This window comes from Chelatococcus composti (genome assembly GCF_014201415.1).
GTDB classification, from domain to species: domain Bacteria; phylum Pseudomonadota; class Alphaproteobacteria; order Rhizobiales; family Beijerinckiaceae; genus Chelatococcus_A; species Chelatococcus_A composti.
This window is the reverse complement of record NZ_JACHEH010000004.1, coordinates 191,586-205,467: the sequence shown is the minus strand read 5'-3', so window position 1 is coordinate 205,467 and position 13,882 is coordinate 191,586. Positions and strand designations below refer to the sequence as shown.

Below are 13,882 nucleotides of genomic sequence, written 5' to 3'. Positions count from 1 at the left end.
CTTGTCGTGATGCCGGGCCGGCTAGGCCGTCTCTCCGGCGATGAGCTCGAAACCGACATCGATGGTTGCTGGGCTCGCCGGGCCAGCCGCGTCCTGCCGTGTCAGGATCTGCTCGGCCGCCAGCTGGCCGATGCGGTAGCGCGGCGAACGCACGGTGGTCAGCCGCCGGGGCAGCTCCTGGCCGATGTCGAGGCCGTTGAAGCCGGCGATGGCGAGGTCGTCCGGCATGCGGATGCCGTTCGCCTCGCAGTGGAAATAGCCTCCGACCGCCATGTCGTCGTTGGAGAAGTAGACGGCGTCGAGGTCGGGCTGGGCGGCGAGCAGTGCGGCGAGCCCGGCCCGGCCGGCGGAGACGGAGGAGGGGCCGGGCACCATCTGGCGTGCGACCAGATCACCCCCCCGCCGGGCGAGCTCGGCGGCAAAGCCGTCGAGGCGCTTGCGCGCACGGATGTCGCGAGAGATGTCGTGGCCGACATAACCGAAGCGGCGGTGGCCGCGCGCCACGAGGTGCGCCGCCATGGCCGCGCCCGCCGCCCCGTGCGAGAGGCCGACGCGCCGGCCGAGCGCCGGCTCGCTGCCGTCGATGTCCATCATCTCGACAACGGCCGTGCCGTTGGCGGCGAGCAGGTCGCGCACGCGCGGCGTATGGTCGATGCCGGCGATGACGATGCCGCGCGGCCGCCAGGCGAGCAGGGCGGAGACGATGCGCTCCTCGCGCGCGAGGTCATAGCCCGTGACGCCGATGACGGCCTGCAGCCCGGCCTCCTCCAGCTTTTCGGTGACACCGCGCAGCACCTCGGCGAAGACGATGTTGTCGAGCGACGGCACGACAACGCCGACGAGGGCGCTGCCCGTCGAGGCGAGCGCGCCGGCCAGGCGATTGGGCACGTACCCCAGCTCCTCGGCCGCCTTCAGCACGGCGGCGCGCGTTGTCTCCGCGATGGGGCCGATGTTGCGCAGCACGCGCGAGACAGTGCTCTCGCTGACGCCGGCGCGCGCCGCAACCTCGGCGAGGCGCAGCGGGCTCGCGGGCGTCGGCACGGTCTCGTCACGGATGGTCATGGGCGGGCCCCGGCGGCTGATGGCCGCGTAGATAGCATCTATGCAAGCGCTGTCATCCATTATATTGCTTGATTGACAGCGCTTGCACAAGCCGCACGGAGAAAGCTCATGTCGCAGGAGGAAACAAAGAAGGGGCGCGTCGGCGTGGTCGGTCTCGGCGCCATGGGCTTCGGCATGGCGACGTCGCTCGTTCGCGCCGGCTTCGATGTTGCGGGCTTCGACCTGTCTGCGGAAGCGGTCGAGAAATTCGTCGCCGCCGGCGGCCGTGCCGCCGCGACGCCGGCCGCCGCGGCCGAGGGGGCGGACGCGGTCGTCTGCGTCGTCGTCAATGCGGCACAGACCGAGGACGTGCTCTTCGGGGCGGGCGGGGTAGCAGCCGCCCTGCCGGAGGGGGCGGTCTTCATCTCCTGCGCCACCATGGCGCCGGAGGCGGCGCGCGCGCTTGCCGCCCGCCTCACCGCGACGGGGCGCCACTATCTCGATGCGCCCATCAGCGGCGGAGCGAAGAAGGCCGCGGAAGGCGCCCTGACGGTGCTCGCCTCCGGTGCGCCCGCCGCCGTCGACAAGGCCCGCCCGGTGCTCGCCGCCATGGCCGCGACCGTGCACGAGCTCGGCGACGAGCCGGGCACGGCGGCCGCCTTCAAGATGGTCAACCAGCTCCTGGCCGGCGTGCACATCGCGGCTGCCTGCGAGGCCATCACCTTCGCGGCGAAGCTCGGCCTCGACATCCGCAAGGTCTATGAGGTGATCAAGGGTGCGGCGGGCAACTCCTGGATGTTCGAGAACCGGGTGCCCCACATTCTCGAGGGCGACTACACGCCGCTGTCGGCCGTCAACATCTTCACGAAGGATCTCGGGATCATCATGGACATGAGCCGGGCAAACAACTTCCCGGTGCCCATCGCGGCCACGGCGCTGCAGCTCTTCACCATGACCTCGGCGGCCGGCATGGGCCGCGACGACGATTCCTCCGTTGCCCGTTTCTATGCGCAGACCGCCGGCGTGACGCTGCCGGCAGCGAAATCCTGATCCTCCCGAACCGCGAACGCACGAGGCCCCGATGCCGCGCTTTGCCGCCAACCTCTCGATGATGTTCAACGAATGGTCGTTCCTCGACCGCTTCAAGGCGGCGGCGGATGCGGGCTTCGACGCCGTCGAGTATCTCTTTCCCTACGAGCACGCGCCGGAAGACGTGGCGCGCGCCCTCTCCGACAACGGCCTGACGCAGGCCCTGTTCAACTGCCCGCCCGGCGACTGGGGCAAGGGCGAGCGCGGCATTGCGGCGCTCGCGGACCGGCAGGAGGAGTTCCGTGAGTCGATCGCCACGGCGCTGCGCTATGCCGAGGCCACGGGCGTGAAGCGCCTGCACTTCATGAGTGGCCTGGCCGACCCGGCCGATCCCGTCGCCGCGGCCCGTTATCGCGATGCTGTCGCGTTTGCCGCCGACAGGCTCGGCGAGAAGGGCATCGACCTCATGCTCGAGCCCATCAACGGCCGCGACATGCCGGGCTACTTCCTCAACGACTTCGGCCGCGCCGTCGCCCTCATCGAGGCACTGGGGCGGCCCAACGTGAAGCTGCAGTTCGATATCTACCATCGCCAGATCATGCATGGCGACGTCACCATGGCGTTGCGCGCGCTCCTGCCGGTGACGGGACACATCCAGATCGCGAGCGTGCCCTCGCGCAACGAGCCGGACGGAGAGGAGCTGAACTACCCCTTCCTCTTCGCCGAGCTGGACCGCCTCGGCTACGCCGGTTTCGTCGGCTGCGAGTATCGCCCGCGGGGCGGCACCGTCGAAGGGCTCGGCTGGTTCGCGCCCTACCGGGCAAGGCGGGCGTAACCCGCCGCACGGGTCAAGACAGCGCCTGCAGGTCGGCCAGCAGGCGCGCCGCGTCCTCACCGGGGAAGCGGCTCACGAGCTTCGCCTGGCACTCCTCCCAGTAGGGATAGGCGGCGGCCAGCGCCCGCCGGCCCTCGTCGGTGAGGATCAGGCGGCGGCTGCGCTTGTCCCTGGGATCGACGCTGACGACGAGGAAGCCGCGCCGTTCCAGAGGCTTGAGGTTGGCCGTCAGCGTCGTGCGGTCCATGGCGAGCAGGGCGGACACCTCGCCGATCTTCGGCGGATCGGGCCGGTTGAGCGACATCAGCAGCGAGAACTGCCCGCTCGTCAGCCCCACGGGGCGGAGCGCCTCGTCGAAGCGGCGAGCGAGCGCGCGCGCTGCACGCTGCACGTGCAGGCACAGGCAGTTGTCGCGCACGTGCAGCGTGACCTCGTAGGGCAGGATCGTTTCGGCCGGCGCGTCCATCTTTGACATGGCCTATTAATGTTGATATCAACGTAAAAAAGCAATGGGCGAGATTGCCGCATGCCTGCCCAATGCGATGCTGGCGGCTCTTAGCCGCCGGGTCGACGCCCCGCAAGACGGCTGCGGCGCGACATAACGGCCGGAACAGGGGAGAGGCAGGATGGACGGGAGGCAGAGTCTCGTTCCCCATCTCGTGGTCGATGGGGCCGCCGCAGCGATCGACTTCTACCGCCGGGCCTTCGGGGCTGAAGAGGTGATGCGCGTGCCGGCCCACGACGGGCGGCGCCTCATGCATGCGGAACTTCGCGTGAACGGTGCCAGTGTCTATCTCTGCGACCATTTTCCGGAGTTCTGCAGCGAGGCGAGCGGCGACGCAAAGGTCGCTCCGCCACCCGTCATCGGCGGCACGGGCGTGACGCTTCATCTCGATGTGCCCAGCTGCGACGAGGCGGTGGCTAAGGCTGAGGCGGCCGGTGCGACCGTCACCATGCCACCGCAGGATACCTTCTGGGGCGCTCGCTATGCCCGTATCCGCGACCCCTTCGGCCATTCCTGGAGCATTGCCCATCCGCTGGCCGGTGGCCGGGCGGGGTGAGCCTCCGGCATGGTGCCGGATCATTCCGGGGGGCGGGTGCTCTCCCTGACCACGAGCTCGATCGGCAGCAGCCGCCGCTCGCCTGACAGCACGGGCGCCTTTGCCTCCTCGCTTTTCGCCATGAGGGCGAGGAGCATGCGTGCCGCGGTGGTGCCGATGCAGTCGCGCGGCTGGCGCACGGTCGTCAGCGCCGGCACGTAGCGGGACGCCGTCTCGATGTCGTCGAAGCCGACGACGGAGACGTCGCGCGGTACGGACAGGCCCATGCGGTGCAGCTCCGAGATGAAGCCGAAGGCCATCTCGTCGCTCGCGCAGAAGACGGCCGTCGGCCGCTCGGCGCAGGCGAGCCAGCGGTGCGCGGCGGCGGCGCCGCTCTCCATGGTGAAGTCGCCGGGCAGGAGCCATTCCTCGCGCGGGCAGATGCCGGCCTCAGCCAGCCCTTCCAGCGTGCCACGGCGGCGCTCGATGGTGAGCACGTTGGTCGGCGGCCCCATGATGTGCGCGATGCGCCGGTGCCCCAGCCCGACAAGATGCCGGATGGCGAGGCGCGCCCCCTCCGCATTGTCGATGACCACCGAGGGCGTGGCGAGGCCGTCAATCCACTCGCAGGCGAAGACGAGCGGCGGCAGCGAGCGCGAGACGCCGATGTCCTGCCGGAGCTCGCCGGGCAGGTGGCCGTCGAGCAGGATGAGCCCGTCGGCCCGGTTGTTGCTGAGATAGCCGAGCATGCGCTCGTCGTCGCGCTCCTGCCCCTGCGGCGCCGTGTCGGCGACGAGCACGTTGTAGCCGGCAGGCGCGATCTCGGCGGCGATGGCCGAGAGGATCTTGGAGAAGAACGGGTTGGCGAGGTTCGGCACCAGGACGACGATGGCCCCTGTGCGCCTGCGCCTGAGGTTCCGGGCCGCGTGGTTGATGGTGTAGCCGGTGGCGTCGATGGCGGCAAGGACACGCTCGCGCGTCTCGCGTGAGACCTGCTCAGGGTGTGACAGCGCGCGGCTGACCGTGGCGGTCGAGACGCCGGCGGCCAGGGCGACGTCCCGGATGCGCGGCAGGGGCTTGTTCATAGGCTTGTTTCAACTCCTGGCTGCCTTTTGTCCGCCTTTTTGGAGGAAGGCAAACAGATTTTCGGCCGCCCGGAGCGCCCGCTTGTAAACGATTACAGTCTAGCGTATGACTGGTTGCAACCGATTACAACAAAACGGGCGGCACCGACCGCCCGCAGGGCACCAAGCCCTTCGGGAGGAAACGATGAAGACGATTAAGGGCCCCGCGCTCTTCCTCGCCCAATTCGCGGGCGACACAGCCCCCTTCAACTCGTGGGATTCCATCACGCGCTGGGCCGCGGACTGCGGCTACATCGGCGTGCAGGTGCCGAGCTGGGATGCGCGCCTGTTCGACCTCGACAAGGCTGCCGCCTCGCGCGACTACTGCGACGAGTTTCTCGGGAGGGCGCGGGAGAACGGCGTGGCCGTGACCGATCTCTCCACCCATCTGCAGGGACAGCTCGTCGCCGTCCATCCGGCCTATGACGAAGCCTTCGACGGTTTCGCCGCCCCGGCCGTGCGCGGCAATCCGAAGGCCCGGCAGGAATGGGCGGTTGATCAGGTGAAGAAGGCGATCACCGCCTCGCGCAATCTGGGTCTCACCACGCTCGCCTCCTTCTCGGGGGCTCTCGCCTGGCCTTTCGTCTATCCCTGGCCGCAGCGCCCGGCGGGGCTGATCGAGACCGCCTTCGACGAGCTCGCCCGCCGATGGCGCCCCATCCTCGACCATGCGGAGGATAACGGGGTCGATATCTGCTACGAGATCCATCCGGGGGAGGATCTGCACGACGGCATCACCTTCGAGATGTTCCTGGAGCGGGTGGGCGGCCATCCGCGCGCGAACATGCTCTACGACCCGTCGCACTACGTGCTGCAGTGCCTCGACTATCTCGACAACATCGACATCTACCGTGACCGCATCAAGATGTTCCACGTCAAGGATGCGGAGTTCAACCCGACCGGCCGGCAGGGCGTCTATTCCGGCTACCAGAGCTGGGTGAACCGTGCCGGGCGCTTCCGCTCCCTGGGCGACGGGCAGGTCGATTTCGGGGCCATCTTCTCCAAGATGGCGGCCAACGACTTCGACGGCTGGGCCGTCGTCGAGTGGGAATGCGCCTTGAAGCATCCGGAGGACGGGGCGCGCGAGGGGGCAGAGTTCGTCCGCCGCCACATCATCCGCGTGACGGAGAAGGCTTTCGACGATTTTGCCGGCGCTGGCACGGACGAGGCCGCCAACCGCCGCATGCTCGGGCTGGAGGGGTGAGCGATGGCGATCGAGGCTTCCCGCGAGAGTGCACCTGCGCGTATCCGTCTCGGCATGGTCGGCGGCGGCAAGGACGCCTTCATCGGCGCCGTGCATCGCATCGCCGCCAGGCTCGACGGTGAGTTCGAGCTCGTGGCCGGCGCGCTCTCCTCCACCCCGGACAAGGCCCGTGAATCCGGCCGCCTCCTCGGCCTCGCCGAGGACCGCATCTACGACAACTTCCGCACGATGGCAGCGCGCGAGAAGCGGCTCCGGAACGGCATCGAGGCAGTCGCCATCGTCACGCCCAACCACGTTCACTACGAGGCGGCGCGCGAATTCCTGAAGCGCGGCATCCACGTCATCTGTGACAAGCCGCTGACCTCGACGCTGGCCGATGCGAAGCGCCTTGCGGCGCTCGCCGAGAAGTCGGACGCATTGTTCATCCTCACCCACAACTACACCGGCTACCCGATGGTGCGGCAGGCCCGCGAGATGGTCGCCGCCGGAGAGCTGGGCGAGCTGCGCCTGGTGCAGGTGGAATACGCGCAGGACTGGCTGACGGAACCACTCGAGCGCACCGGCGCCAAGCAGGCCGAGTGGCGCACCGATCCGGCCCGCTCGGGCGCAGGCGGAGCCATCGGCGACATCGGCACCCACGCCTTCAACCTCGCCACCTTTGTCACCGGCCTCACGCTGGAGAGCCTGAGCGCCGACCTCGACAGCTTCGTGGAAGGCCGGCGGCTCGACGACAACGCCCATGTGCTGCTGCGCTTCTCCGGCGGCGCCAAGGGCATGCTGTGGGCGAGCCAGGTCGCGCCCGGCAACGAGAACGGCCTCAGGCTGCGCGTCTACGGCACGCGCGGTGGCCTCGAATGGAGCCAGGAGGAGCCGGACCGCCTGTGGTTCACGCCTTTCGGCAAGCCCAAGCAGCTGCTGACACGCGGCGGCGCCGGTGCCGGAGCGGCGGCACGGCGCGTCACGCGCACGCCCGCCGGACATCCGGAAGGCTACCTCGAAGGTTTCGCCAATATCTATGCCGAGGCCGCCCGCGCCATCCTCGCCCGCCGCGAGGGGCGGCCGGTGCCGCGGGATGTCGTCTTCCCGACGATCGCGGACGGCGTCGCCGGCGTTGCCTTCGTCGAGGCCTGCGTGCGCTCGTCGAAACGCAACGCCGCCTGGGTCACGCTCTGAGGCGATGGCCGTGGCTGCGCCCGCCGCCTCGGCTGCTTCCAACCCGGTCGCCGCTCCGGTGCTGGCGCTCGCCGGCGTCGGCCGTGCCTTCGGCCCCGTCGAGGTGCTGTTCGACATCGACTTTGACCTGAAGGCCGGGGAGGTGCACGCCCTCATCGGCGAGAACGGCGCCGGCAAGTCGACCCTGATGAAGATCATGGCCGGCTACCTCGCCCCAACGAGGGGCGAAGTGCTGCTCGACGGCGCGCCCGTCACCTTCGCCTCGAGCGAGGAGGCTGAGGAGCGCGGCATCGTGCTCATCCACCAGGAGTTCAACCTCGCCCGCCAGCTCTCCGTCGAGCAGAACATCTTCCTCGGCCGCGAGCTGAAGCGCGGCCCCTTCCTCGACCATCGCGCCATGCGCGAGAGGGCGCTGGCGCTGCTCGCCGAGCTCGAGACGCCGGTCGATCCCGCGGCCATCGTCGCCGACATCTCGGTGCCCGAGAAGCAGATGGTGGAGATCGCCAAGGCGCTGTCGCGCAGGGCGCGCGTCATCATCATGGACGAGCCCACGGCGGTCCTGACGCGCAAGGAGGCGGAAGTGCTCTTCCGCCAGATCGAGCGCCTCAGGGCGGCGGGCACGGCGATCCTCTATACCTCGCACAAGCTTGACGAGGTGGCGCGGCTCGCAGACCGTGTGACGGTGCTGCGTGACGGCCGGCACGTCGTGACGGCGCCGCGCGGCGCCCTGAGCGAGGACGCCATGGCCGAGGCCATGGTGGGGCGCGAGCTGTCCCACCTCTTTCCGCCCAAGGTCGAGCCGGCGCCCGGCCCGCCGGTGCTGGCGGTCGAGAGTTTCAGCGTCGAGGGCTTCGCCGAGGACGTGTCCTTCACCCTCGCGCGCGGCGAGGTGCTGGGCTTCGCCGGTCTCGTCGGCTCCGGGCGGACGGAGCTGATGGAGGGGCTCGTCGGCCTGCGCCCGGCGCGCGGCAGGGTCACGCTCGCCGGCCGCCCGGTGCGCATCCGCTCTCTCGAGGAGGCGCGCCGCGCTGGCATCGCCTACCTCACGGAGGACCGCAAGGAGCGCGGCCTCTTGCTCGGCCAGCCCATGCGGCCCAACCTGACCCTGCTCGCGCTCGCCCGCTTCGGGTGCTTCCTCATCGACCGCAAGGCAGAGGAGAGGGCGCTCGACAAGGCCATTGCCGAGTTCGACATCCGCGCCCCGACGCGCGACATCCCGGTCGGCAACCTCTCCGGCGGCAACCAGCAGAAGCTGCTGCTTGCCAAGACCATGCTGGCGGAGCCCGACATCGTCATCATCGACGAGCCGACGCGCGGCATCGACATCGGCACCAAGCAGCAGATCTACGGCTTCGTGCAGCGCCTCGCCGCCGCAGGCAAGAGCATCATCCTCGTCTCGTCGGAGATGGCCGAGATCATCGGGCTCGCCACCCGCGTCTGCGTCATGCGCGCGGGGCGCCTTGCCGGCGTCGTGAGCGGGGCGGACATCAACGAGGACACCATCGTGCGCCTCGCCATGGGGCTCGAAGCAAGGAGGGTCGAGGGCAATGGCTGACGCCACGACCACGCGTCAGGGGCCGCGCAAGGCGCACCGGCCGGCGGTCAACCTGCACGTCATCGGACCGCTCGTCGCGCTCGCTGCCCTCGTCATCGTCGGCGTGCTGCTGAACCCAAATTTCCTCAGCTACGGCAACGTCACCAACGTGCTCGCCCGCTCGGCCTTCATCGGCATCATCGCAGTGGGCATGACCTTCGTCATCACCTCCGGCGGGCTCGACCTTTCCGTCGGCTCCATGGCGGCCTTCATCGCGGGGCTGATGATCCTCGTCATGAACGCGCTGGTGCCGACGCTCGGCGCCGGCTGGCCCGTCATCCTTGTCGGCATGGCGGCGGCGCTCGTCTTCGGCTTCCTCGCCGGCCTCGGCAACGGCCTCCTCATCACCAGGGCGCGCATCGAGGCCTTCATCGTCACGCTCGGCAGCATGGGCATCTTCCGCTCGCTCATCACCTGGCTCGCCGATGGCGGCACGCTGTCGCTGAACTTCCAGGTGAGGGATGTCTACCGGCCTGTCTATTATGGCGGCATCCTCGGCATCTCCTGGCCGATCATCGTCTTCCTTGTCGTGGCCGTGGCCGGCGAGATCGTGATGCGACACACGGCCTTCGGCCGGCATTGCGCCGCCATCGGCTCCAACGAACAGGTGGCGCGCTATTCGGCGGTGCACGTGGAGCGCGTGCGGCTCGCCACCTATGTCATCCTCGGCATGCTGGTGGGCCTCGCCACCATCATGTACGTGCCGCGCCTCGGCTCGGCCTCGTCGGCGACGGGCGTGCTGTGGGAGCTCGAGGCCATTGCGGCCGTCATCATCGGCGGAACGGTGCTGAAGGGCGGCTTCGGCCGCGTCTGGGGCACGGTCGTCGGCGTGCTCATCCTCAACCTGATCCAGAACATCCTCAACCTCACGGACCTGGTGAGCCCCTACCTCAATGGAGCCATCCAGGGCGTGATCATCGTTCTTGCCGTCGTGCTGCAGCGCCAGAAGAAGGCGCTCTGAGCGGACGGCGCCAACGCCCGGCGACAGGGCTGTACAACAGAGAGGGAGAAGAACGATGGGAGTGGTCAAGGCTTTCAGGGCGCTGGCGGTAGCGGCGGTCCTCGCCGCGCCGGCCGCGCAGGCGCAGGACAGCAAGGTCATCGGCGTGTCCATCCCCGCCGCCACGCACGGCTGGGCGGGCGGCATGAACTATCATGCGCAGGAGGCGGTGAAGCGCCTCGAGAAAACCTATCCGCAGCTCAAGTTCGTTCTCGCGACGGCGGGCGACCCGGCCAAGCAGGTCAGCGACATCGAGGACATGATGGCGACCCGCAACATCGATGCGCTCGTTGTTCTGCCCTTCGAGTCGGCGCCGCTCACCGGCCCGGTCAAGCGTGTAGCCGAGGCGGGCAAGTGGGTCACGGTCGTTGATCGCGGCCTGGCGGAGGAGGGGATCGAGGACCTCTATGTGGCCGGCGACAACCCCGGCTTTGGCCGTGTCGCGGGTGAGTTCTTCCGCGAGCGGCTGCCGAATGGCGGCAAGATCGTGGTGCTGCGCGGCATCCCGACCACCATCGACAACGAGCGGGTCGAAGCCTTCCAGAAGGCCATTGAGGGCAGCGGCATCGAGATCATCGGCATGGAGCACGGCAACTGGAACCGTGACAATGCCTTCACCGTGATGCAGGACTTCCTCTCCAAACATCCCAAGATCGACGCCGTCTGGGCCTCCGACGACGACATGGCCGTCGGCGTGCTCGAGGCCATCAACCAGGCAGGCCGGCAGGACGAGATGTGGGTGCTCGGCGGCGCGGGCATGAAGGAGATGATCAAGCGCGTCATGGACGGCGACACGCGCGTGCCGGCCAATGTCACCTACCCGCCGTCGATGATCGCCACGGCCATCGAGATCACGGCGCTGCGTTTCGTCTCCAACGCGCCGGTCTCCGGGCGCTTCGTCATCGGCTCGGAGCTGATCACGAAGGACAACGCCAAGGACTTCTACTTCCCCGACAGCCCCTTCTGACCAGAGCGGGCCACCTGCGTGCGGCCCCGCGAGGGGCCGCTTTCTTCATGCCGCTCCCGCCAGCGGCAGGGTGCGTGCCGCCTCGATGCGGATCCAGCGGCGCAGGGCCGCAATGCGTTCCGGATGCGGCGGATCGGCCGGGTACACGAGGCGATAGTCGTAGCCGCGCAGCCGCGGCCCGAAGGGCACGACGAGACGGCCGGCGGCGATCTCGTCCGCCACCAGCACCAACCCGGCGAGGGCGACGCCCTGGCCCGCCACGAGCGCCTGCACCGCCTGGTTCTCGTCACTCAGGGTCAGCTCGGCCCGCGGCACGAGGCCGGCGAGACCCGCCTCGGCGAGCCAACGCTCCCAGACGGGATTGTCCCTGTGCGGACGCCGCCACTCGAAGTGGATCAGCGTATGGTCGGCGAGATCCTCGGGGCGCCGCAGGCCGAGGGCGGGGCTGCACACCGGCGCGAACGCGTCCTCGAAAAGCAGGTCTCCGACGAGGCCGGCGGGCACGGCCCGGCCGTAGCGCACGGCAGCGTCGGCCGTGCCGGCGAGAAGATCGACGGGATCGTCGGAGGCGTGCAGCTTGAGGTCCAGCCCCGGATTGGCCGCATGGAAGGCCGCGACGCGCGGCACCAGCCAGCGCGCCGTGAAGGCGACCGTGGCCGAAAGCGTGACGACCGGCTTGAGCCGCTGGCCACGCAGGCGGCCGATGACCTCCTCGAAGGCGTCGAAACCGTCACGCAGCACGGGATAGAGCATGCGCCCCTCCGGCGTCAGTGCCACGCGCCGCGGCCGGCGCAGGAACAGCCGGACGCCGAGTCCGTCCTCGAGCTGCCGCACCTGGTGACTGATCGCTGTCGGCGTCACCGCCAGCTCCTCGGCGGCGGCCTTGAAGCTGAGGTGGCGGGCTGCGGCCTCGAAGGCCCGCAGGGCGGGCAGGGGCGGCAGGCGGCGACCGGGGCGGCTGTCGATCATGATGACGAGGCTGAAAATAGATGAACCCAAATCATCTATAAGCTGAGAATTTCGCGTTTGCCATCGTTTGCATCAGACGGGACCATCGTCGGCATCAACCCTCAATGAAGATGAGGACATATCATCCATGCCGACGCTTTTGCATATCGATGCCAGCGCCCGCCCCGCGGGGTCCGACCTCACCACCTTCGGATCCCACACCCGCCGGCTCGGCCAGCGCTTCCTTGCCCGCTGGCGCGAGCTGAGGCCGGGGGACACGGTGCTCTACCGGGATGTAGGCCTGACGCCCCCGGCGCCCGTCTCCGCCTCCTGGATCCACGCGGCGTTCACGCCCGAGGAACGCCGAACGCCCTGGATGCGGGCGGTGCTCAGGGAAAGCGACATGTTGGTGGACGAGTTGATCGGCGCTGACGTCATCGTGGCGGGCGTCCCGATGTACAACTTCGGGGTGCCGGCCCAGTTCAAGGCCTACATCGACAACATCGTGCGCGTGGGGCGCACCTTCGGCTTCGACCGCACGCGAGCGGGCGAGCCCTATTGGCCGCTGCTCGCGGATATGGGCAAGCGGCTCGTCATTCTCTCCTCGCGCGGCGACTTCGGCTACGACGAGGGCGGGCGCATCGCCCACATGAACCATGTGGAGCCGGCCATCCGTACCGCCTTCGGCTACATCGGCATCACGGACGTGGCGACCGTGGCTGTCGAATACGATGAGTTCGCCGGCGAGCGCCTCGCGGCGTCGATCGCGAATGCCGAGCGCGCCGTTGACGCCCTTGCCGAGCGTCTGGCGGCCGCCGTCGGTGTCTCGGAGCGCGAGGCGGCCTGAGCCGCGCTCAGCCGGACGCGATGCAGTCGGCCGCGGCCGGTTCCGACGCCTGCCTGCGCCGCAGTCGGTTCAGGAGGCAGGCATCCCAGTAGGGCTCGCCGCCGAAGCGGGCGGCGAGCGTGTCGATGAGCAGCCGGACCTTGGCCGGGAGATAGGAGCCCGGAGGCCGCACCACGTAGATCCCGGCCTCCGGCATCTCGTAGTTGGTCAGCAGCGGCACCAGCGTGCCCCTGTCGATGTCCTCGGCGGCGAGGAAGGTGGGCACCACTGCGATGCCGAGGCCCGCCCGTGCCCATTGCAGGATGGCCTCGCCGTTGTCGGCGAGGAGGCGCCCGCGCGGACGCACGCTCGTCCAGCGCGTGCCGCAGCGGAAGCGCAGGTCAGGGTCGCTTGCGGCCGTATAGACGATGCATTCGTGGCGCATCAGGTCGTCCGGCGTTCCGGGCCGGCCGTGGCGGGCGATGTAGTCGGTGCTCGCCAGCACGACAGTGTAGACCGGCGCGATCTTGCGGGCGATGAGGCTCGAATCGCGCAGGTAGCCGATGCGGATGGCCGCATCGAACCGCTCCCCGATGAGATCGACGATGCGGTCGCTGTAGGCCACGTCGATGCCGAGCCGCGGGTGGGCGGCTGCCATCTCGGCGAGCACCGGCGCCACGTACCTGACGCCGAAGGAGAGGGGGACCGACAGGCGCAGGGTGCCCACGATGCCGTTGCCGTGCTGCGCGACGGCGTCCCGTGCCTCCGCGAGATCGGCGAGGATGCGCTCGCTGCGCATCTTGAACTCGAGCCCAGCCTCCGTCGCGCTGATGCCGCGCGTGGTGCGGGTGAGCAGGCGCGCGTCGAGCTCCGCCTCCAGCCGGGCGATGCGGCGGCTGACGATGGACTTGGCGATACCGAGCCGCTTGGCCGCGCGGCCGAAGCCGCCGCTGTCCACCACCTCGATGAAACACCTGATGTCTTCGATGTCCGGCATCGCCTGTTCCTCTTTCAGCAACGCCTTGGTGCTAAATGAGAGGATACCGGTGCGGCAAGAGAACCGCCAGTTATCCGGCACGCCTTTGTCATCCGTTTCGGAGA

Annotated in this window: 14 protein-coding genes; 9 read left to right on the top strand and 5 right to left on the bottom strand. The window is 69.1% G+C overall.

What is annotated here, in order from left to right:
* Positions 1-21: 21 nt before the first annotated feature.
* Entirely contained in the window at positions 22-1,062 is a 1,041-nt protein-coding gene (locus HNQ73_RS09730; RefSeq protein WP_183334649.1) for a LacI family DNA-binding transcriptional regulator, read from the bottom strand.
* A 108-nt stretch (positions 1,063-1,170) separates the two neighbouring features.
* Between HNQ73_RS09730 and ltnD the strand changes: the two genes are divergently transcribed.
* The gene (ltnD, locus tag HNQ73_RS09725; RefSeq protein ID WP_183334648.1) at positions 1,171-2,091 is read left to right on the top strand and encodes an L-threonate dehydrogenase; all 921 of its coding nucleotides are present in this window, start codon (positions 1,171-1,173) and stop codon (positions 2,089-2,091) included.
* A 31-nt stretch (positions 2,092-2,122) separates the two neighbouring features.
* Positions 2,123-2,905 carry a 2-oxo-tetronate isomerase gene (otnI, locus tag HNQ73_RS09720; RefSeq protein WP_183334647.1) on the top strand — a complete coding sequence of 261 codons (783 nt, stop codon included), beginning with the start codon at positions 2,123-2,125 and terminating at the stop codon, positions 2,903-2,905.
* A 13-nt stretch (positions 2,906-2,918) separates the two neighbouring features.
* Here the strand turns inward: otnI and HNQ73_RS09715 are convergent, their stop codons facing one another.
* A complete protein-coding gene (locus tag HNQ73_RS09715) occupies positions 2,919-3,371 on the bottom strand; it encodes a MarR family winged helix-turn-helix transcriptional regulator (RefSeq protein ID WP_183334646.1) in 453 nt (150 codons plus the stop codon).
* A gap of 160 nt (positions 3,372-3,531) precedes the next feature.
* Between HNQ73_RS09715 and HNQ73_RS09710 the strand changes: the two genes are divergently transcribed.
* Positions 3,532-3,966, top strand: coding sequence for a VOC family protein (locus tag HNQ73_RS09710; protein ID WP_183334645.1), 435 nt, complete (start codon positions 3,532-3,534; stop codon positions 3,964-3,966).
* Positions 3,967-3,986: 20 nt separating this feature from the next.
* Here the strand turns inward: HNQ73_RS09710 and HNQ73_RS09705 are convergent, their stop codons facing one another.
* Positions 3,987-5,030: a LacI family DNA-binding transcriptional regulator gene (locus HNQ73_RS09705; RefSeq protein ID WP_183334644.1), complete on the bottom strand. Its 1,044-nt coding sequence runs from the start codon at positions 5,028-5,030 to the stop codon at positions 3,987-3,989.
* A gap of 184 nt (positions 5,031-5,214) precedes the next feature.
* On the opposite strand from HNQ73_RS09705, the gene HNQ73_RS09700 reads away from it, so the two are divergent.
* The 5 genes from HNQ73_RS09700 to HNQ73_RS09680 are packed head-to-tail and all read left to right on the top strand — an operon-like array spanning position 5,215 to position 11,007.
* Positions 5,215-6,273, top strand: coding sequence for a sugar phosphate isomerase/epimerase family protein (locus tag HNQ73_RS09700; protein ID WP_183334643.1), 1,059 nt, complete (start codon positions 5,215-5,217; stop codon positions 6,271-6,273).
* A 3-nt stretch (positions 6,274-6,276) separates the two neighbouring features.
* Positions 6,277-7,446, top strand: coding sequence for a Gfo/Idh/MocA family protein (locus HNQ73_RS09695; protein WP_183334642.1), 1,170 nt, complete (start codon positions 6,277-6,279; stop codon positions 7,444-7,446).
* Between the two features lie 4 nt (positions 7,447-7,450).
* On the top strand, positions 7,451-9,001 hold the full coding sequence (locus HNQ73_RS09690) for a sugar ABC transporter ATP-binding protein (RefSeq protein ID WP_183334641.1): 1,551 nt from the start codon (positions 7,451-7,453) through the stop codon (positions 8,999-9,001).
* A complete protein-coding gene (locus tag HNQ73_RS09685; protein WP_183334640.1) occupies positions 8,994-10,001 on the top strand; it encodes an ABC transporter permease in 1,008 nt (335 codons plus the stop codon). Before HNQ73_RS09690 ends, HNQ73_RS09685 begins: the two co-directional genes overlap by 8 nt.
* Before the next feature lie 55 nt (positions 10,002-10,056).
* Positions 10,057-11,007, top strand: coding sequence for an ABC transporter substrate-binding protein (locus HNQ73_RS09680; RefSeq protein ID WP_183334639.1), 951 nt, complete (start codon positions 10,057-10,059; stop codon positions 11,005-11,007).
* A gap of 45 nt (positions 11,008-11,052) precedes the next feature.
* Here the strand turns inward: HNQ73_RS09680 and HNQ73_RS09675 are convergent, their stop codons facing one another.
* Entirely contained in the window at positions 11,053-12,006 is a 954-nt protein-coding gene (locus HNQ73_RS09675) for a LysR substrate-binding domain-containing protein (RefSeq protein ID WP_244650063.1), read from the bottom strand.
* Between the two features lie 97 nt (positions 12,007-12,103).
* Between HNQ73_RS09675 and HNQ73_RS09670 the strand changes: the two genes are divergently transcribed.
* Entirely contained in the window at positions 12,104-12,802 is a 699-nt protein-coding gene (locus HNQ73_RS09670) for an FMN-dependent NADH-azoreductase (protein ID WP_183334638.1), read from the top strand.
* A gap of 7 nt (positions 12,803-12,809) precedes the next feature.
* Here HNQ73_RS09670 and HNQ73_RS09665 read toward each other — a convergent pair whose 3' ends face one another.
* The gene (locus HNQ73_RS09665) at positions 12,810-13,778 is read right to left on the bottom strand and encodes a LysR family transcriptional regulator (RefSeq protein ID WP_183334637.1); all 969 of its coding nucleotides are present in this window, start codon (positions 13,776-13,778) and stop codon (positions 12,810-12,812) included.
* Positions 13,779-13,882 lie beyond the last annotated feature (104 nt).

Coding starts and splice junctions, on each gene's coding strand:
- otnI (WP_183334647.1), top strand. CDS start 2,123: ATGCCGCGCTTTGCCGCCAACCTCTCGATGATGTTCAACGAATGGTCG.
- HNQ73_RS09730 (WP_183334649.1), bottom strand. CDS start 1,062: ATGACCATCCGTGACGAGACCGTGCCGACGCCCGCGAGCCCGCTGCGC.
- HNQ73_RS09670 (WP_183334638.1), top strand. CDS start 12,104: ATGCCGACGCTTTTGCATATCGATGCCAGCGCCCGCCCCGCGGGGTCC.
- HNQ73_RS09710 (WP_183334645.1), top strand. CDS start 3,532: ATGGACGGGAGGCAGAGTCTCGTTCCCCATCTCGTGGTCGATGGGGCC.
- HNQ73_RS09715 (WP_183334646.1), bottom strand. CDS start 3,371: ATGGACGCGCCGGCCGAAACGATCCTGCCCTACGAGGTCACGCTGCAC.
- HNQ73_RS09700 (WP_183334643.1), top strand. CDS start 5,215: ATGAAGACGATTAAGGGCCCCGCGCTCTTCCTCGCCCAATTCGCGGGC.
- HNQ73_RS09690 (WP_183334641.1), top strand. CDS start 7,451: ATGGCCGTGGCTGCGCCCGCCGCCTCGGCTGCTTCCAACCCGGTCGCC.
- HNQ73_RS09695 (WP_183334642.1), top strand. CDS start 6,277: ATGGCGATCGAGGCTTCCCGCGAGAGTGCACCTGCGCGTATCCGTCTC.
- ltnD (WP_183334648.1), top strand. CDS start 1,171: ATGTCGCAGGAGGAAACAAAGAAGGGGCGCGTCGGCGTGGTCGGTCTC.
- HNQ73_RS09680 (WP_183334639.1), top strand. CDS start 10,057: ATGGGAGTGGTCAAGGCTTTCAGGGCGCTGGCGGTAGCGGCGGTCCTC.
- HNQ73_RS09685 (WP_183334640.1), top strand. CDS start 8,994: ATGGCTGACGCCACGACCACGCGTCAGGGGCCGCGCAAGGCGCACCGG.
- HNQ73_RS09705 (WP_183334644.1), bottom strand. CDS start 5,030: ATGAACAAGCCCCTGCCGCGCATCCGGGACGTCGCCCTGGCCGCCGGC.
- HNQ73_RS09665 (WP_183334637.1), bottom strand. CDS start 13,778: ATGCCGGACATCGAAGACATCAGGTGTTTCATCGAGGTGGTGGACAGC.